Source organism: Streptomyces flaveus, from assembly GCF_014647675.1.
GTDB classification, from domain to species: domain Bacteria; phylum Actinomycetota; class Actinomycetes; order Streptomycetales; family Streptomycetaceae; genus Streptomyces; species Streptomyces flaveus.
The window spans coordinates 150,120-168,219 of sequence record NZ_BMPQ01000020.1 but is presented as its reverse complement, the minus strand read 5'-3'; the positions used below and the strand labels follow the sequence as shown (position 1 = coordinate 168,219).

General features: G+C 68.4%; 14 protein-coding genes and 4 pseudogenes. 12 read left to right on the top strand and 6 right to left on the bottom strand.

Annotation, left to right across the window (positions count from 1 at the left end; genetic code table 11):
- The first annotated feature begins 81 nt into the window (after positions 1-81).
- The gene (locus tag IEZ21_RS31575) at positions 82-1,305 is read left to right on the top strand and encodes an IS3 family transposase (protein WP_189325266.1); all 1,224 of its coding nucleotides are present in this window, start codon (positions 82-84) and stop codon (positions 1,303-1,305) included.
- On the opposite strand, the pseudogene IEZ21_RS48935 reads toward IEZ21_RS31575, so the two are convergent.
- The 4 genes and pseudogenes from IEZ21_RS48935 to IEZ21_RS31555 all read right to left on the bottom strand — a co-directional run.
- Positions 1,196-1,468 (bottom strand): annotated as a pseudogene (locus tag IEZ21_RS48935) (hypothetical protein); the annotation flags it as partial. The gene IEZ21_RS31575 and the pseudogene IEZ21_RS48935 overlap by 110 nt on opposite strands.
- Positions 1,469-1,509: 41 nt before the next feature.
- Positions 1,510-2,594 (bottom strand): IS630 family transposase gene (locus tag IEZ21_RS49155; RefSeq protein WP_444544979.1). Its coding sequence is split into 2 segments (ribosomal slippage): positions 1,510-2,147 and positions 2,147-2,594, totalling 1,086 coding nucleotides; the frame shifts between segments, so codons are not numbered across the junction.
- Between the two features lie 133 nt (positions 2,595-2,727).
- Positions 2,728-2,931: pseudogene (locus IEZ21_RS31560) on the bottom strand (zinc-binding dehydrogenase); the annotation flags it as partial.
- A 391-nt stretch (positions 2,932-3,322) separates the two neighbouring features.
- Positions 3,323-3,931, bottom strand: a complete 609-nt coding sequence (locus IEZ21_RS31555) for a TetR/AcrR family transcriptional regulator (RefSeq protein ID WP_189325263.1) — start codon at positions 3,929-3,931, stop codon at positions 3,323-3,325.
- 132 nt (positions 3,932-4,063) lie between these two features.
- On the opposite strand from IEZ21_RS31555, the gene IEZ21_RS31550 reads away from it, so the two are divergent.
- The 3 genes and pseudogenes from IEZ21_RS31550 to IEZ21_RS31540 all read left to right on the top strand — a co-directional run bounded on the left by IEZ21_RS31550 (position 4,064) and on the right by IEZ21_RS31540 (position 5,923).
- Positions 4,064-4,903, top strand: coding sequence for an alpha/beta fold hydrolase (locus IEZ21_RS31550; RefSeq protein WP_046706109.1), 840 nt, complete (start codon positions 4,064-4,066; stop codon positions 4,901-4,903).
- Between the two features lie 217 nt (positions 4,904-5,120).
- Positions 5,121-5,396 (top strand): annotated as a pseudogene (locus tag IEZ21_RS47910) (zinc-binding dehydrogenase); the annotation flags it as partial.
- 218 nt (positions 5,397-5,614) lie between these two features.
- Complete coding sequence (locus IEZ21_RS31540) at positions 5,615-5,923, top strand: hypothetical protein (protein ID WP_189325281.1); 309 nt, start codon at positions 5,615-5,617, stop codon at positions 5,921-5,923.
- Positions 5,924-5,991: 68 nt separating this feature from the next.
- Here the strand turns inward: IEZ21_RS31540 and IEZ21_RS31535 are convergent, their stop codons facing one another.
- The gene (locus tag IEZ21_RS31535; RefSeq protein WP_213089376.1) at positions 5,992-6,267 is read right to left on the bottom strand and encodes a beta/alpha barrel domain-containing protein; all 276 of its coding nucleotides are present in this window, start codon (positions 6,265-6,267) and stop codon (positions 5,992-5,994) included.
- An 81-nt stretch (positions 6,268-6,348) separates the two neighbouring features.
- A pseudogene (locus IEZ21_RS31530) lies at positions 6,349-7,677 on the bottom strand (amidase); the annotation flags it as partial.
- Between the two features lie 758 nt (positions 7,678-8,435).
- Between IEZ21_RS31530 and IEZ21_RS31525 the strand changes: the two are divergent.
- The 8 genes from IEZ21_RS31525 to IEZ21_RS31490 all read left to right on the top strand — a co-directional run.
- Entirely contained in the window at positions 8,436-9,506 is a 1,071-nt protein-coding gene (locus IEZ21_RS31525) for an ATP-dependent nuclease (protein ID WP_308429659.1), read from the top strand.
- A gap of 1 nt (position 9,507) precedes the next feature.
- Positions 9,508-10,785 (top strand): UvrD-helicase domain-containing protein, encoded by a 1,278-nt coding sequence (locus tag IEZ21_RS31520; protein ID WP_189325260.1) that lies wholly within the window; start codon positions 9,508-9,510, stop codon positions 10,783-10,785.
- Positions 10,786-10,842: 57 nt separating this feature from the next.
- A complete protein-coding gene (locus tag IEZ21_RS31515) occupies positions 10,843-12,423 on the top strand; it encodes an IS1182 family transposase (protein WP_189325278.1) in 1,581 nt (526 codons plus the stop codon).
- Positions 12,424-12,961: 538 nt separating this feature from the next.
- Positions 12,962-13,165: a DUF2997 domain-containing protein gene (locus IEZ21_RS31510; protein ID WP_189325259.1), complete on the top strand. Its 204-nt coding sequence runs from the start codon at positions 12,962-12,964 to the stop codon at positions 13,163-13,165.
- Positions 13,153-13,752, top strand: a complete 600-nt coding sequence (locus IEZ21_RS31505) for a 4Fe-4S cluster-binding domain-containing protein (protein ID WP_189325258.1) — start codon at positions 13,153-13,155, stop codon at positions 13,750-13,752. The genes IEZ21_RS31510 and IEZ21_RS31505 overlap by 13 nt, the downstream gene beginning before the upstream one ends.
- The gene (locus IEZ21_RS31500) at positions 13,753-15,300 is read left to right on the top strand and encodes a Ycf46 family AAA ATPase (protein WP_213089375.1); all 1,548 of its coding nucleotides are present in this window, start codon (positions 13,753-13,755) and stop codon (positions 15,298-15,300) included. It begins immediately after the preceding gene.
- 5 nt (positions 15,301-15,305) lie between these two features.
- The gene (locus IEZ21_RS31495) at positions 15,306-17,171 is read left to right on the top strand and encodes a hypothetical protein (protein ID WP_189325257.1); all 1,866 of its coding nucleotides are present in this window, start codon (positions 15,306-15,308) and stop codon (positions 17,169-17,171) included.
- A 5-nt stretch (positions 17,172-17,176) separates the two neighbouring features.
- Positions 17,177-18,100, top strand: a 924-nt coding sequence (locus tag IEZ21_RS31490) for a hypothetical protein (RefSeq protein ID WP_189325256.1), incomplete at its 3' end; no start/stop codon positions are given.

Here is an 18,100-nt window from a genome sequence, read left to right as displayed (position 1 = left end):
CACCTCCGCTCGATCACACGGTGCTTCGTGGCGCACCCCCTCGTAGCGTGGAGTCCGTGATTGCAGGGGAAGTTGGGGTTCATGGGGTCCAAGCAACGGACGTACACGCCGGAGTTTCGTGAGGGTGCTGTACGCATCGTGATCGAGACGGGTAGGCCGATCCCGGAGGTCGCCGAGGAACTCGGCGTGCACTCCGGCACGTTGCACAGCTGGGTGTCGCGGTGGCGGCGCAACGGGTCTGCGTCGTCTGACCGGCCGGCCGAGCCCGCGCCGCCGGGTGGACGGATGCGCGAGGCCGAGCGCGCCGAGCTGGAGCGGTTGCGGCGGGAGATGTCGGAGAAGAACAAGCGGATACGCGAGCTGGAGATGGAGCTGCATGGTCCTCTGGGTGAAGTGACCGTGACGGACCCGGCCGCCCTGGCCGCGTTCATCGGTAACCAGAGGACCGAGCACTGCGTCCCGCACCGTCTGGCCTGCCGGGTCCTGGGGGTGTCGGAGTCCTGGTTCTACAAGTGGCGCGACAAGCCCACCACCGCGCGTGAGATCCGGCGTGGGCAGTTGGCCGACGTGATCCGGCAGATCTTCGAGGGCTCCGGCGGCACCTACGGCTCCCCGAAGGTCTGGCTCCTCCTGGTCCGCGCGGGCTGGCGGGTCTCGGTGAACACTGTCGCCCGTCTGATGGCCGAACACGGCCTGGCCGGACGGAAGATCCGCCGACGGCGCGGGCTGACCCGCCCCGGCAAACGGCCGGCGGCCCCGGACTTCGTGCGGCGGGACTTCACCGCGGACGCTCCGGACCAGGTGTGGTGCGGCGACATGACCGAGATCACCACCGGTGAGGGCAAGCTCTACCTGGCCACCGTCATCGACCTGTTCTCGCGCCGGCTGCTCGGTTACGCGATGGGCGCACGCCATGACACCGAACTGGTCCTGGCGTCCTTGAACATGGCCGCGGCCACCCGCGGCGGTGACGTGAAGGGCGTGATCTTCCACAGCGACCGCGGCAGCGAATACGGCTCCCGGCGCTTTCGCCGGGCCTGTCGCCGCTTGGGCGTGACCCAGTCCATGGGCCGCGTCGGGTCGTGTTCCGACAACGCCGTCAGCGAGGCGTCCAACAGCGTGCTCAAGGTCGAGTACGTCCACCGGCACACGTTCGCCACCCGCACCGAGGCCCGGCTGCGGTTCGCGACCTGGATCACCGGCTTCTACAACACGCACCGACTACACAGCGTGTGTGGATATCAGAGTCCGATCGACTACGAGCACGACCACCGGGCCAACTCCGCCTTGGAACTGGCCGCTTAGAAGATCTCCACACTTCGAGGGGATTGACAGGGCGCAGCATGTGCGGCAGTGAGCGCGCCATGTCGGCGCTGGCGAACGCGTCCCGCGCATCGGGCTTGGCCCGGCCGGGGCAGAGGTCGGCGATGTGGCGAACGGCCGGCTCGGGCAGGTAGGCCGCCTGATGGCCGCGGGCTCGGTCGAGTCGGTGATGGGCACTTCGGCCTGTTACTGACCTTTCCGTTCAGTTGTCGTGTTGAGCGAGAGACCGGTTTCGGCGAGGCAACCCTCGAGGAGGTCGGTGCGTCGTTGGATGCGGCGCAGGCCGCTGCGGACGGCTCGGACGAGGTGGTCGCGGTCGCGGAAGACGACGTTGGCGGTAGTGCTGCGTCGGAGCAACGACCAGATGCCCTCGACGGGATTGAGGTCGGGTGCATAGCTGGGCAGTTGAACGATGGTGAGCCAGTCATGGTCTGCCGCGTACTCACGTAATCGACTGCAGCGATGAACATTCAAGTTGTCCCAGATCACCACGACGGGACCGCCGAGCTGAAGGTGCGCCCGCACGAGAAGATCACGGTAGTCCTGCCAGGTGAAGCCGCGATGGGCGCCTCGGTGATGGCCCTGGATGCGCGGACGGTAGATCAAGCGGCTGCGTTCGCCGGACTTGAAGCAGACCAGCGCAGCCATCGAGATGCGGCCACGGGAGGCGCCGTTGAACCGGACCACGGGTGTGCTGCCTTTCGGTGCCCAGGTGCGGGAGTGGTGCGACGTCATCGAGACGGCGGCTTCGTCCTCGAAGACCAGCCATGCCCCGAGCGCCGCCGCGGTGGCTTTGCCCGGGGCCAGGTCTCCTTCACCCAGCCGGCCACCGCCGCTTCGTCCCGCTCGACGACCCGTCGCGCAGGCTGCTGACATGACCAGCCGTGCCGCCGCAGCAACTCCCACACTCCGCGGATCGACAACGACATCCCCAGGTGATCCGCAATCAGCAGTTGCACCCGCGAGAGCGTCCACCGCTCATCCGCCCAGCCCTGAGCCATCGCGCCTGTCAGTAACAGCGGCTCGAGCACGGCGAAGTCACTGTCGCCGATCTTCGGCCGTTTTGCCGGCCCCGAAGGACGCAGGGCCTGCCGCCCTCCCTCGCGCCAGGAGCGGCGCCACCGCTCCACCGACCGGATGCTCACCCGCAGTTCGTTCGCGATCACCGTGTTCTTCTCGCCGCGCGCAAAGCCATCGACAGCCAGCATGCGCACCCGTTCCCTCGCGGCCTGCCCCTGCGCGGTGAGGCCACCACCTTGCGCGTATCTCATGGCCACGGCGTACCGCAGGGATCTAGCAATGTCAGCCCCGACAACTGAACGGAAAGGTCAGTAGGTACTCATGAGGGTGCTTCTCCCTTTTGCCGGTGTGCCTGAGAGATGTGGTCCGGAAAGGACTGCTCCCTCACGCAATCTTGACGACGACCTTGCCGGCCTTCGCGTGCCCCTTCTCGGCCTGCTCCAGCGCATCTCGGGTCGACTCGAACGGGAAGGCGGTGTCGACGACGGGGTGGATCGTGCCGGCGTCGATGAGCGGGGTGAGCTCGCGCAACTGGTCCCCGCTGGCCTTCATGAACAGGAACGAGTACGTCACCTGACGGCGTCGGGAAGGCCCGTGGCGCGCTGCGTGCGGTGCCCGATCGCGCGCAGGCCATCGAGAAGGCGCGCCGTCATCGTCTCGTCATCGGCGTGGGTGAGCTGCGCGTTGATGCGTCGGTGTTCGGAAGTGTGCAGGTTAATGCGGTGGTGTCGACGCAGTCGGCGGCGTCGTCACCGTTTGAATGTGACCCCGCTCAGGTCGCTGAAGATCGGGAGGGGTCCATGTCGAAGGCGCGTGCCTCGCCGCAGAAGTCATTGCGGTCGTTGACGTGCAGGCTCTCGATGTACTCGATGCCCGCTCATCACGGCGGGCCCTGGAAAGCGCCTCATCCATGAGCTCACGGCCATGGTCCGCCATCTGGCGACGCCACCTGTCGTGGGCGTGCGTCGGTCGACTGCGATCAGGCTCCCGGGCCCCGTGCCTCCGGCTGGTCGCTGTTGCCGTGTGCCAGTGACGCGAGAATTTCCTTGCGGCAGACATCGAGGATCTCGTCCGCCAACGGAGAACCGTCCGGGCATGCCCGCGACAACACGATCGCGCCGATCGAATGGGCGAGCATGTCGATCACCGTGGTGCGGGCCGCGCGCTGGTCCGCATTCCCCGGCGTAGCGCTTTGGGACTGAAGGGCCGTCAGCAGGTTCTCGATCCCGGCTGCGAACTCTGTTCTGAGGTTCGCCGGCTGACGTGCGGCGTCGCCGCTGAGGGCCGCGATGGTGCAGCCGTCATCGCGCCTGTCGCGATGCTCCCGGGAGACGTAGTTCTCGACGAACTCGGCGGGGTTCAGACCTTCTGTCCGTGCCGCGGTCTGTGAGAGCCCGGTTGCGGACGCTTCGGTCATGAGGTCGGCCTTGGAGCGGAAGTGCTTGTAGAACCCGCCATGGGTGAACCCGGCGGCTGCCATCAGTTCTGCCACGCCGACACCGTCGTAGCCGCGCTCGCGGAACAGCCTGGCGGCTGTCGCGACGATGTGCGCACGGTTGCGCTCTGCCTGTGCCTTGGTGACCCGCATGTCCAGCCACCCCCTTCTCCGGTCGACGCGCGGCAGTCCACCATACATAGATGTCGATCGACATCAAAGTGGTTGACTTTTTAGATTATGACCGTGATCGTATTGCTCACCCGCCACAGAAAGGGCCAGGCCATGAGTGACACACACCTGACTGCACCGACTCAGTACATCGAGGTCGACGGCGACCGATTCGCCTACCGACGCTGGGGCAAGCCCTCCGGCGTCCCGATCTTCCTGGTCCAGCACTTCCGCGGAGGGATGGACCACTGGGACCCCCTGCTCACCGACGGCCTGGCCGAAGGCCGCGAGGTCATCCTGTTCAACGGGCGCGGCATCGCCTCGTCATCCGGCACGCCGCGTAACCGGATCGAGGACATGGCCGACGACATCGCCGCGGTCATCCGGGCGCTGGGGCTGGAGCAGGTCGATCTGCTCGGCTTCTCGATCGGCGGTTTCCAGGTACAGGAGGTCACGCTGCGCCACCCTCAGCTGGTGCGCAAGCTCCTCCTGCTCGGCACCGGCCTCCGAGGCGGGGACCCGACGAGTGACCCCCAGGTGCCTGACCACGCGCTGAATCCGGTCCACGTCCTGGAGAACTTCCTCTTCCTGTTCTTCGGCCGCTCGGAAGCCGCGATCGAAGCCGGCCGGGCCTTCTGGGAGCGGCGTCACCAGCGGGCCGACCAGGACACGCCGGCCTCGCCCGCAGTCGCGCAGGCGCAGGTCGAAGCGGTGATCGCCTATGCGGAACCGCTGCCGGGCGAGAATCCCTACACCCACCTGAATGCGATCACCCAGCCGACGCTGGTCCTCAACGGCGAGAACGACGTGATGATCGCCTCGATCAACTCCTGGCACCTCGCCCAGAACATCCCCAACGCTCAACTGCTGATCTACCCCGATGCCGGGCATGGAGCGCAGTTCCAGTACCCCGAGCGGTTCCTGAAGCACGCCCTTCAGTTCCTCGACGAGTAACACCTGCAGGGTTTCGGTGCGGCGGAAGACACTCCTGCCGACGGATCGTCGCCGATTTCGCCTGCTTGATCAGCCGCGCGAGAATCCGCCGGTCGGACCCGGGCCTGCCGGAGCGGCCGACCGAGATGGACGCATCCTGTGTGTCCAGGCGGGGTGCGCTGTCGCCCGGCGGTCGTGCCCGCACTCACGGCCTCACTCGGCCACACCGAAGCCAAGCGGCGTCGGCCATCTCGCCGTCCAGATCGCCAAGTCCCGCGGTGCGTACGTCATCGGCACCGCCAGCGCCGCCAAGCACGACTTCCTGCGTTCTCTGGGAGTGGACGAGGCCATCGACTACCACACAGTTGACATCGCCGAGGCCGTCGAGGACATCGACGTGGTCCTCGACCCGGTCTCGCTGGACACTGCCGCCCGTGCCCGCACCCGCGCGGTGCTGCGCCCGGGCGGCACGTTTGTCTCGATCCCTTCCCGTCCCCGTCGGCCCCGACGCCGAACGCGACACGCCTCCGTGTCTGATGGCCGGCGCCCGCTGCGTTCTGGACGTCACTACCGCCCGGCGGCCGAGAAGCTGCCCGGCGGGGTCGCCACAGTACTCGGGCAGGTCGACGGTGTGCTCAACGTCGCAGGCATCGTGCAACGCTTCGCGCATGTACAGGACCTGAGCCTGGAAGAGATCGAGCGGTCCTGGCCGTCGCGGTGACGGCGGCGAGCGTGCAAGACCGCGACGCCGTCGTCGGGCCGTTGGAGCGGCTGCGTACGAAGTACTCCTCGATCCGCCTGGTGTGGGCGGACGGCGGTTGTGCCGGGCGGCTGATCGACTGGGCAGCCGAGAGGCTCCGCCCAGCCGTGGAGATCGTCAGACGCCCCGACGACGAGCCGACGCCGATCACGTCGCATTCGCCGGCCTGTACGGCTCGCTGCATGGCATCGCGGGTGCGGAATCCGCCGGTGACGGCGAGTGGGATGTCGCCCACTCCGGGCAGTTTCGTCGGGATCGGGCTGGGGGCCACCGGCGTGTGACCGAGTGCCAGGGGGTTGGCTTGGCGTCCGGGGTGATTCAGCTGTGCCCAGATCGCACCGCCCGAGTCCTAGACTGACTTGGCCCAGCGCGAGAGCGCGTCGAGATCACGCTCGTCCTCGATGACGATGTTGCCCGGTTCGCCGAGCTGGGTGCGATCGACCATGACGTTGCCGGTGATCATGAAGCCGTAGCCGCCTCGGCTCCACGTGGAGTACAGACGGCCCAGCCGCTCGTCGGGTGCGTTGTTCTTGTTTCCCAGCGCCTCGCTGAGCGCCGACTTCATCAGGCGGTTGGGCAGTATCTGGCCGTTCGGGAGAGTGAGGGGGGTGTCCAGCGTATTCATAGGGGCTCTTTTTCGGTGTGGTCGGCGCCAGCCGGGGTTGGCTGGGGGTCGGGTTCGGGGGCAGTGCGGGGCGGCGGATCGTCACCTGAAGGCCGGTGGTGGCTGGTAGCCCTCGAGTTCTCGGCCGAGGAGCTCGGCGAACTTGATGGTGGTGAGGTCGCCGCCGCTCGGCCCCATCACCTGGAGCCCGACAGGCAGACCGTCCCGGCCGGTTCGCACGGGAACGGTCGTCGCCGGAGAGCCGGCCACGTTGGCGATGGCGCTCCACTTGACCTGGTCCCAGTACGGGCGAGACCGCCCGTCGACCTGGATCCGCCGTCCGAATCTGTCGATCGGCTTGTTGTGATGAGGCGGTGCCGCGGTCGGTGTGACCGGCATGAGCAGGACATCGAAGTCCCGGAAGAACTCGGTCCACCGCTGCCGCAGCTCATGGCGTGCCACGTCCGCCTGGAGCCAGCTGTAGTGCGACTGGAAGGTTCCTCGCAGGGCGTACAGCGCCTCTCCGCGAGGATGCTGGGAAAGACGCGCCAGGAGCGCCGTGTTGGAGGCCGCTGTCAGTCCGGATCGGTCGTAGGTGAACGCACCGAAGAGCAGGCGCAGGAAAATGTCATGACTGGTCGCCATGTCACCGGGGAGGCCGGAAGGCCGCAACTCGACCTTCGCGCCGGCCGCCTTGAGGGCATTCAGGGCGTCGTCCATCGCTGTGACGACGTCGTGGTCGACGGGGCACGAGGGATCCTCGGGCCACACCGCAACCCGGAAGCCGCCCAGCTCGCTCGCCCTGGGGGGTGCGAGGGTGTAGCTGAAACCGCCGTCGCGCTCGGGCGGTCCCACCGTCGCGTGGAGGATGGGGACAAGGTCGCGCGCCTCGCGCACCTGGGCGCCCGCACAGGCGAGGTCGATCTCCCCCCACCGCCCGACACCGGGTCCGCCCGGCACATGGCCGATGAGCGGGATGGACCGCCAGGTCGCCTTGTGTCCGTAGAGGCCGTTGAAGTGTGCCGGGATCCGGGTGGATCCGCCGATTTCCGAGCCGAAGTCGAAAGCGGTCAGCCCCGCGGCTGTGGCCACGGCGCCGCCCCCTGCGGAGCCTCCCGACGTGCGTGCGGTGTTCCACGGGTTCAGCGTGGGTCCGAACACCGGGTTGTCCGCCTGGACGTCCTGGTTGCCCGCGGGCATGTTGGTCTTGCCGATGATCAACGCACCTGCGGCACGCAGCCGTCGCACCGCCTCGGCGTCCTGTCCGGGCACGTATTCCTTGAGGTGGGGCCGGCCGCAGACGGTCCGCAGACCAGCGGTCTCGTAGCTGTCCTTCAGCGTGATCGGCAGACCGTGCAGCGGGCCGAGTTCTGCCCCACTCGCGCGTTTCGCGTCGGCGTTCCTGGCCGCGTGCCGCGCCCGTTCGACGTCGAGGGTGACTGATCGCGTTGAGCGTCTCGTTGTGGGCGTCGATGCGGCTCAGGTAGACCTCGAGCAGCCCCACACTCGACACCTTCCCCGAGGCCAGCGCGCTCAGCTGGTCCGCGGCTGACTGGAACGGGAGGTCACGCACGGACAGCCTCGTTTCTGTATGCGCTGATACGGCGGGCCCAGAGGCCGAGAGGGGGGTGGTCCCCCGACCCTCAATAACGAACGGTCATACTATTACGACCATACGTTATTTTCCGGTCCCCCTCCCCCCTCATGTCGCTCCGCGGCCAGGCGCCGCTCGGGCCCGCCCTGATGCGATTGCGCCCGGAGCCTGCGACGGGCAGGCCCGCCAATCAGCTTTGCGTGACGAGTCGAAGAGCGAAGCCCGGTCCGTGATCGCAAGGGTCGAGTCGGCAGAAGCCGTTCTTGTTCAGATCATCGGGCCGCTTGCACCCATTGGCTGACGTGCAGTGGGCGTGGAGCAAGCCTGTGCTGCCGGACCGGATGCCAAGGCGTGAAGAGCGTCGGCGGGGTGACCGGCGGCAGCCTGTCGGCGCTCTCTCCTGGCATGCCGGTGTGGACGCCAGGTCGCGGGAGGAGTCGGGCACTGCCTGCGGGCCCTCCGCGCTGCCGAGTAGCGCGGCAGGCTCGGCGAGCCTGCCGGACGCCCTCACGGTACGCCGTTTCTCCTCCGCGAACGCGTTCGACGTGACCAGCGTCAACCCGGGCACGGTGGATTCGCGTGATCACGCTTCCCGCTGCTCATCGGCCTCGGGCAGGAGTGGACCAAGCGAGGACTCGGATACAACAACGCCCTTTTCATGGCAGCCGAGTTGCTGCTTCTCGGCAACAGCGGGACCGCACCCCTGCTGCTTATTGAGGAACCCGAGGCTCACCTCCACCCCCAGCTCCAAAGCCGGGTGATGGAACTCCTGCACGACCACGCCGAGGAGTCGAGCCCGCCAGTCCAGGTCATCCTCAGCACGCACAGCCCTCACCTCGCCTGTGCTGTCCCCGTCCAGCACCTGACCTTGGTGGCCCGTGGCAAATCCTTCAGCCTGGCCCCCGGCTGTACATGGCTCGATGCCGGCGACTATGCCTTCCTCTCGCGCTTCCTCGACGTGACCAAGGCCAACCTCTTCTTCGCCCGCGCTGTCGCCATCGTGGAGGGTGACGCCGAGGCACTATTGCTGCCGGCGCTCGCCCTGGCCACCGGTCGCTCCTTCGGGAAGTCCGGCGTCAGCGTGGTCAACGTCGGACACACCGGCCTGTTCCGCTACAGCCGCATCTTCCAGCGCAGCGGCGAGCAGATTCCGGTCGCTGTCGCCTGCATCCGCGACCGGGACTTGGTCCCCAAGGACACCCCGAAAGACATGCGCGGTGAACTGCGCAGCTCGGCCGAGATGACGCCGGCAGAGATCGCCGCGCACGTCACGGTGTTGAAGGCCGGGGAGAGCGCCAACGTGCAGACTTTCGTCTCCGACCACTGGACCTTGGAATACGACCTGGCGGCGGCATCGTGGCCACTGGCCACCGTCATGCACCGCGCAGTCCAATGTGCTCGGGTCTCCGAGAGGTCGTGGCCGTCCGCAGACAAACTGGCGGAGGTGGAACGACGAGCTGAGGACGACATCACGACCTGGAAGAGCGAGGGCGTCTCGCTGTCCGAAGTGGGCCTGCGCGTCTACCGGCCCCTGCGCATGAAGAACGCGAGCAAGGCGATCGCCGCCCAGCATGCGGCCCGGCTGCTGAAGGACGTCTCGCTGCCGGACGGCGAACTGCCGCCGTACCTGCGAGATGCCTTCAGCCACCTCTGCGGCGGAGCGTGACATGGCGATTCCTTACGACCCCGCATCCTTCGCCAAGGACCGGATCGAGGCGGGCGCCTCCCTCCTCGGCCTCGAACTTCCCCACGAGGAGCAGTGGGACTTCATCCAGCAGATGATCTCCCTCGACCTTCAGGCCGCACCCGGGTCGGGAAAGACCAGCCTGGTGAGTCTCAAACTGGCGCTCCTGGCCCAGGGATGGAGATCAGCGACACGCGGCGTGTGCGTCATCTCCCACACCAACACCGCCAAGGACGAAATCACCGCCCGCCTCGCAGCGGTACCGGCAGGACGCAGCCTCCTGCAGTACCCGCACTTCATCGGCACCATCCAGTCCTTCGTCAACACCTTTCTCGCGCTGCCCGCCCTGCGCTCCCTGAAGGTCGAGATCCAGACGGTCGACGACGAGGCCTACGCCGCGGCAGCCCTCCGGCTGCTGGACCGCCACCCCCGCTACCGCGTTCTCAAGGGCACCCTGGAGAGGCAGCGCGACGGCCGCCAACTCGTCTCCGAGGCCCGCTTCGTCTGCGAAGGACGCCACTTGGCGGTGCTGACCACCCGGACCCTTCCCTTCTCCGCCGAGACACAGAGCGGGAAACAATTCGACGACCTCAAACGCCGTCTCGCCCGGGACGGACTTTTCCGCTACGACGACATGTTCGCGATCGCCGAGCGCCATCTGGCACGGAATCCAACCCTGGCCGAAGCCACAGAAAGCCGCTTCCCGTTCGTCCTGCTGGACGAAATGCAAGACACCAGCGCCATGCAGCAACGCCTGCTGGACAAGGTCTTCGCCGCCGGGCACACCGTCGTGCAGAGGGTCGGAGACGTCAACCAGCGGATCTTCGACGACCGCGCCGATCCACAGAGCAGTGCCTCCGCCTTCCCTCTGCCACTGTCCGCCGAGCTCCCGGTCAGCCGAAGATTCGGAAGCAAGATCGCCGCACTGGCCAGCGACCTCACCGTCCACCGCCCGCAACACATCGAAGGAGCGGGGCCCGAAGGCACTATCGCCTTGCTGCTCTTCGACCAGGACTCGGTCGATCAGGTGGTGCCCGCCTTCGAGCACCTGGCCAGCTCCCTGGTCCCGCAGCCCCTGCTCCTGCACAATCCCCCCAGAGTGCTGGGCGCCCGACGACAGCCAGGCACCTCCACCAAATTCCCCCAGTCCCTAGCGTGTTATGTCCCCAGCCTCACTTACGTCGGACACGGCGAGACCCGAGGGCTTGTCATCGCGGCCGCCCGCGCCGCGCAGGACGAACGGCGGCTAGAAGGCCGATGAAGATGTTGGGTTCTGGTCCTGCCGCGTGAGCGGCAGGACCAGACTCGTTGTGTGGCGATGGGTGAGTGGGTCGGCGAGATGGTCGGGCCGGACGTGTGGGCGACGTGCCGGGATCTGATCCCGGCCGGGAGTGTGTTCGCGTTCTTGGCCGAGCACCGCGGCGAGCTGTTCCCGGCTGAGATGTTCGCGGATATGTATCCGTCGGCGAACGGACGGCCGAGCATGCCGCCGCAGATCCTGGCCGCCGCGATCACGCTGCAGGCCCTGCACGGGCTGTCGGACTTCGAGACGGTCCAGGAACTGCGGTGCGACCTGCGGTGGAAGGCCGCATGCGGGCTCGGCCTCAACGACATGGCCTTCGACCCGTCGCTGCTGGCCTACTTCCGCCGTCGGCTGGCCCGTTCCGCCCGCCCGAACCGTATCTTCGATGCCGTGCGCGAGGTCGTGAAGGCCACCGGCGTACTCAAGGGCAAGCACCGTCGGGCGCTGGACTCCACTGTGCTGGACGACGCGGTCGCCACCCAGGACACCGTCACCCAGATCATCGCCGCCGTCCGCGCGGTGATCCGCGAAGTCCCCGCAGCGGCCGAGGTGGCAGCGGTGCAGTGCACCGCGCACGACTACACCGACCCGGGCAAACCGAAGATTGCCTGGAACGACGAGCAGGCCCGCGCCGAGCTGGTCGACGCACTGGTCACCGATGCGCTGCGGCTGCTGGGCCACCTGCCCGAACAGCAACTGGCGGAGAAAGCCACGAACGCGGTGGGCATCCTGGCCCTGGTCGCCGGACAAGACGTCGAGCCCACCGGGGACTCCGACGGCCGCGACGGACGCTGGCGTATCACCCGGGGCACCGCCCCGAACCGGATGGTCTCCACTGTCGATCCGGAAGCCCGGCACGTCCACAAAACCCGCAGCCACCAGCAGGACGGCTTCAAGGCCCACCTGGCGGTGGAGCCCGAGACCGGGTTCTACACCGCCGTCGCTCTGCGGCCCGGCGCCGGAGCCGAGCACCACGAGGCCGCTGTGGGACTTGAGCTGCTTGCCGACGAGGATGAGCCGCTGGATGCCTTCGGCGACACCGCCTACTCCACCAGCGACGCCCGCCAGGCACTCCACGAGGCAGGACATCGTCTGTTCCTCAAGCCCGCCCCGCTGCGGCCGGCCGTCCCCGGCGGCTTCACCCTCGACGACTTCGTCATCGACACCACAGCCGCCGTCGTGACCTGCCCGGCCGGACACGCCGTGGCCCTGTCCGACCCCGGCGGCCGGCACCACCAACGCAAAGCCTCTTTCGGCAACTTGTGCGCCGGATGCCACCTGCGCGAGCGGTGCACCAAAGCCAAGGCCGGACGTATCCTGACCATCCGCCCGCACCACGACCTCCAAGCGGCCGCCCGCCACCAGGCCGCCACCGATCCCGGCTGGCAGGCCGACTACCGCCGCTGGAGACCACCGGTCGAACGCGCCGTCGCCTGGATCGTCCACCACGGCAACCGGCGCCTGCGCTACCGCGGCACCCTCAAGAACGACACGTGGCTCCACACCCGGGCCGCCGCCCTCAACCTCCGCCGACTGATCAACCTCGGAGTCACCCGCATCGACGGCGCCTGGCACCTCGCCCCAGCCACCACATAGCAAAGAAGGGCCATCCGGCCTCCGGCCGGACAGCCCCCCAACAAGATCTTCATCGGCCTTCTAGGGCGGGCCCTGACGGTTTGGGGGCCAAATTGACCTTTCGGGAAGCGAAGGCCATCACATCCCACATGGCCAACAGCAACCCCTGCGTGACCTGATCCTGCATTCTCAGCACCGCGCCCGGCAGGGCCCTCCGACGCGCAACGGCGGAGGGCCCTGCCCCGTTCCCCGGAACCGGAGTGTCGGAATGGTTGCGCGGGTTGATGTTCGTTCCGTTTTCACCTGCGTGAACCGGAGCCGCTGCGAGAGGTGTCTCATCACTCGGCTGACGTCGCTGCCGGGTTGACGCAGTCACTGGTGACTGGTCCGAGCAGGTTGGCCCGGTGGCGCACTCACGCGGGTGGTGCGGTCGGTTTCCGCAGCCATGAGAGAGAGCACGGAGAAGACGGGCTGATGCGAGCTGAGATCCTCGGGACCCCTCCCGGACCTCGCGTGGCACTCTGTGCAGAGTCATTGCCCCAAGGCGAAGGGTGAGTTGATGGCGGAGGAGAGTGTCGAGGTCGTCATCGCGGCGGACGGGACCGTGGAGGTGCACGTCCAAGGGGTCTCCGGCACGCGGTGTCTGCAGGACACCGACGAGTTGGTCCAGTTGCTCGGCGGGGCGGTGGAGCACCAGGTGCTCACCGAGGAGGCCTACCAGCAGGACGGGACCGAGGAGCAGGACCGGCTGTGGCAGGGGTGAGCGGCCTCGGTACGCCGTGGCGGCTGCATGCCGTGGTGCCCCGAAGTGCCGCGAACGGGCCGGGAGTTCGGTACGTCGTCTGGAGTCAGGGGTGCGCCCTGGGCTGCCCGGGCTGCTTCAACCCCGAGACGCACAGCGGGGCGGGTGCCGGCCTCGTGCGGACGGCCGGCGAGGTCGCAGAGGAGGCACTCGCCGGCACGCCGCACATCGAAGGCGTCACCCTCACCGGCGGTGAGCCGCTGGAACAGCCCGCCGCGGTGGCCGCGTTCTGCGCCGAACTGCGGGCCCGCAGCGGCCTTTCGGTAATCGTGCTCACCGGGTTCTCCCGCGCCGAGATCGAGGCGGACCCGGCCCGCTCGGCGGCCGTCGCCGATGCCGATCTGGTGATCGCCGGACGGTACAACGCGCGGCTGCGGCTGGCCCGGGGGCTGCGTGGCTCGTCGAACAAGGAGTACTGGATGCGGACCGGGCGCTACACGGCGGACGACCTGGCCGCCGTACCGGAGTTGGAGATCACCGTCGGGGACGACGGGACGGTGACGTTCACCGGCATGGTCGCGCCGGTCACCGCGGGAGGGGAGTTCTGAGTGGGCACCGTGGGCATCCATGACGAGATCCGGCTGTATCTGCGCGCCCGGGTGGCGCTGATCGTGCTCGTCACGGTCGAGGAGCAGCGGGCGCTGGACGTGCTGGACCAGGTACGGAAGGACCGGGATCCGTCCTCCGACCTCGTCACCTGGGACATCGCCGACGGTCTGGAGTCGGCGTCGGGCCGGCAGCTGCCCAAGGCGGCCACCCCGCCGGACGCACTGACCAAGATCAAGGAGCTGGCACAGAAGGAGCCCCGCCGCCGCGACCTCTACGTCCTCAAGGACTTCCACGCCTTCTGGGAGCGCGACCCCGCGGTACGCCGGCGCCTGCGCAACCTCGCCCACAAGCTCGTGTTCACCGGCTCCTCGCTGATCGTGACCACGCCGGTGCGCGACATACCCGTGGAACTGGGCGACGACGCGGTGGTGGTGGAGATGCCGCTGCCCGAGGCCGACGCGCTGCGCCGCGAGCTCGACCAGCTCATCGACAGCACCAAGGGGGTGAAGTCCACGCTCACCCCGGCGGGCCGGAGCCGTCTGGCGCAGGCCGCGCTGGGCCTGACCGCCGCCCAGGCGCGACGGGCCTTCGCCAAGGCCATCGTGCGCGACGAGGTGCTCGACGACCGCGACATCGAGGCGGTGCTGGCCGAGAAGAAGGCCGTCATCCGGGAGAACGAGGCTCTGGAGTTCTACAGCGCCGAGGAGAGCCCCGACGACCTCGGCGGCCTGGATGTGCTCAAGGAGTGGCTGCGGCTGCGCGAGCGCGCCTTCGGCGACGCCGCCCGTGAGTTCCGCCTTCCGGCGCCCAAGGGCATCGCGCTCATCGGCATCCCCGGCACCGGCAAGAGCCTCACCGCGAAGATGATCGGCGGACTGTGGCGGCTGCCGCTGCTGCGTCTCGACGTCGGGGCGCTGTTCGGTTCGCTGGTGGGCGAGTCGGAGGAGCGGGTCCGCAGGGCGCTGCGGCTGGCGGAGACCGTGTCGCCGTGCGTGCTGTGGATCGATGAGGTGGAGAAGGCGCTGTCGTCCGGGGGGCACGACGGCGGCACCTCGCAGCGGGTCTTCGGCACGGTCCTGACTTGGATGCAGGAGAAGACGGCACCGGTGTTCGTGGTCGCCACCGCCAACGACGTCAGCGCCCTGCCGCCGGAGACCCTGCGGCGCGGCCGGTTCGACGAGGTGTTCTTCCTCGACCTGCCCACCGAGGAGGAGCGCCGCGAGATCATCACGGTCCATCTGCGCAAACGCGGCCGTAAGCCGGAGATGTTCGACGTGTACCAACTGGCCCTGGCGTGCGACGGGTTCGTCGGCGCCGAGCTGGAACAGGTCGTCGTGGATGCGATGTACGCGGCGTTCGCCGAGGAACGCGACATCACCACCGACGACATCGCCCGCGCCGCCGCCCGCACCGTTCCGCTGAGCAGATCCCAGCGCGAGGTCATCGAGGACCTGCGCGCCTGGCTGCGCGAAGGCCGCGCCCAGTCGGCCTCCTTCGCCGAGGCGGACCGGGCGGCGGAGCACCAGGTGCCGGTGCTGGAGGTGTAGGCGGCGTGGGACGGCTCACAGGTGAGGCCGCGCGGCAGCTCGTACGGCGGGCCGACGGCCGGCGCGCGAACGGATCCCGGGGGCTGCGGGCGCGGTGGGCGTGGCGCCGGCTGGTGCTCCGGTGCGCCTCGGGCGACCCGGCCGCGCAGGACGCCGTACGTGCCATAGCCGGGAAGCTGCCCGGCCCGGATGTCCTGGACCTGCTCGCGGCGGCCCCGGCGGAGCCCGCCGACCGTGCCGCGTATCTGACGCTGATCGGGCAGGGCGCCCAGCGCCAGGCCCTCGATCCCGACGGGTCGTTCCTGGCGCTGGCCTATCGCGCGGCGGCTCCCGAGGTCCGTGAGCGGCTGCGTACGGTCATGGCCGCCGAGGGCGACGCCGATGTGATCCGGGTGGTGCTCAGCGGGGATCAGCGCGACCGGATCGCCGAGATGTCGGACGACGAACTGGACTATCTGGGGCATCAGTTGGCCGAGCATCGGCGGTGGGACGAACTGCGTCGCCTCATCCGCGACCTGCCCGTGACCAAGGCGGTGGCCGCGGCTCAGCTGCTGCCCGTAGAGGAGTATCCGGGAAACGGCGCCGCACTGTTGTCGATGCTCGCCGAGCGGTCCGCCCGGCAACTCCTGGCCACCGTCGAACGGTTGCCGGCCACCCGTCTCATCACGCACGACACCGGTGGAAGCTATCTGGGGGCTTCGCTCTCCCCGGACCTGTCCGAAGTGGCCCTGAGATATGGGATCTGGAAGCGGGGGCAGCACAACGAGATCCATGTGGAGACACTGCGGATCGGCACGGGTGAGACGACCCATCGTTTCCGCGGAGACCCGCTGAGGGATGTGGACTCCGGAAACTCGATTCTCCACCTCGGCGACGAGATCCTCATCAGGCTGGAGGACGAGGACCACCGCTTCCAGATCGTCCGGGTCGTCCCCGATCTCAGAGCCCTCGGCTCGCCCTCCGCGCTGTCCGACATGCGGAGGTCGAGCGGCGGGGCGGTGCTCTGCTATCCCGCGGGACTGGCCTTCGTGGACCCGGGCGCACACTCCTTGAGACGTCTGGAGATCCCCCGGTTCAAGAACAGAGTCGACTCATTGACCGGGGCCTCCGTCAGTGACGCCTCCTGCACTCTCACGACACTTCCCGAAGACCGGCTTGTCGCGGTTTACCGCGCGCAGCGGATCACTGTGGTGAACGAGGACGGAACCGTGCTCCATGAGACAAAGAGGAACGCCGGGACCAGCAGCGGGTTCAGCCCCACGCTGTCCTTTCTCTCACCGGATTCGGTCGTGCTGCACATCAACGGGTACTTCCCGCCCAAAGGGCTCACCGAAATATGGAAGTTCCCGTCGAAAGACGCCTCGCGCCGTGCCGACTGGCACACGGGAGCGATTCCGGACCGCTGGCCCTATGAGGAATGGCAGGGAAAGCGACTCGATGATTCTTTCGTCATACGCATCTACAACAACGCCGACGCACATCGGGTCGACCCCCTCGCGCCGTGGATCCAGCGCGGCTCCGAGGTCTCGTCGCCGGTAGTGAGACTCCTGGGCAGGTCACCCGGGGGAGACATGTATTTCACCGAGGCGCTGGCCTCGGGCCCTCAGCGCCTGGAGGTACACAGCCCTCACCTGCCCGACGCGCGAGCCCTGTTGGAACGGCCGCTGCTGCACAGCACTCCGGCGGACCTGCGGCGCGTACTGGAACTCCGCCCGAAGATCGGCGACCTCGCGGTACGGGAAGCGCTCGATCTGCTCGCGGCCGCTTTGAGCGAGCGCTTCGGTGGCGACATCGCACTGGGAAGCACCACCGCCGTCCCCAGGGGCGGCCCCACCGACATCGCCCTCGGCGAGCACGGAACGGCCGGGTGAGACCCGTGCGCCTGTCGACCGCCTCTTTCCTGCTGCTCTTCTCCCCGGCAGACGTCCCCCATGGCCGTCATGCGCTGCAGACCGTCCTCGACGCGGCGGACACCGGCGATCCCGCGGCCCTGCGGATCCTCGCGCGGGCCGTCGCGCGCCGGGGACACGAGGCGGTGTGGCAGGTCTGGCTGGAGCCCAGGGAGTCCGGCAGGCCGGCCCGGCGTTGGGACTCACCCGCGCCGGCCGAATTGGCGGCCGACGCGTCGACGGTCCCCGACTGGGTCGTCGACCTCGCCTGGAGCAACTGGCTGGAGGAGCACGACAGCGAGCTGTGGTCCCTGCTGAAGCGGTGGAACCGACCCACCACGGTCGACGCCGTTTTCCCCGCGCACGGGCTCAGCCGACTGGCACTCGGCGACACGTACGCGTCCCTGGACCCGGGTGTGCTCGCCGCCACCGCGGCCCGCTTCGATCACCCTCTCGGCGACCAGGCCCGTGACCGACTGCTGGCACTGGGCGTCGGCGAGGCCGTCGACTTGTACTGCGCTGCGGCCGTCGACTCGCCGGACATGCGGGAGTTCTGCGTCACGCACGGACTCGCTCCGTCCGATGAAGTCAAACGGGCTGTGTTCTTCGTACGTACCGCGCAGCAGGACCAGTACGAGGCACTGGACCCGGACGGGGCACTGCTTGCCCTCGGCTACCGCAGCGTGCCGAAGAAGGACCGGGCGGCGCTGCGGGCAGCCATGGCCGACCTCAACGGCATCGACACACTGCGGGTCCTGGCCGGACAGGGGTCCGAGGAGCACCACTTCGTCTCTCTCGCCAAAAGGGAACGGACCTACCTGGTCGGACAGTTGACGGGCCGGGGCGACTGGGCACGGCTGTGGCGGCTCGTCCCGCTGATGCCGTTGGCGGAGGCCGTCGGCACGGTACGC

What these genes read in the sequence shown, in the direction of transcription:
- IEZ21_RS31535 (WP_213089376.1), bottom strand. Translation starts at nt 6,267, where the DNA reads ATGAATACGCTGGACACCCCCCTCACTCTCCCGAACGGCCAGATACTG.
- IEZ21_RS31510 (WP_189325259.1), top strand. Translation starts at nt 12,962, where the DNA reads ATGGCGGAGGAGAGTGTCGAGGTCGTCATCGCGGCGGACGGGACCGTG.
- IEZ21_RS31520 (WP_189325260.1), top strand. Translation starts at nt 9,508, where the DNA reads ATGGCGATTCCTTACGACCCCGCATCCTTCGCCAAGGACCGGATCGAG.
- IEZ21_RS31515 (WP_189325278.1), top strand. Translation starts at nt 10,843, where the DNA reads ATGGGTGAGTGGGTCGGCGAGATGGTCGGGCCGGACGTGTGGGCGACG.
- IEZ21_RS31550 (WP_046706109.1), top strand. Translation starts at nt 4,064, where the DNA reads ATGAGTGACACACACCTGACTGCACCGACTCAGTACATCGAGGTCGAC.
- IEZ21_RS31555 (WP_189325263.1), bottom strand. Translation starts at nt 3,931, where the DNA reads ATGCGGGTCACCAAGGCACAGGCAGAGCGCAACCGTGCGCACATCGTC.
- IEZ21_RS31575 (WP_189325266.1), top strand. Translation starts at nt 82, where the DNA reads ATGGGGTCCAAGCAACGGACGTACACGCCGGAGTTTCGTGAGGGTGCT.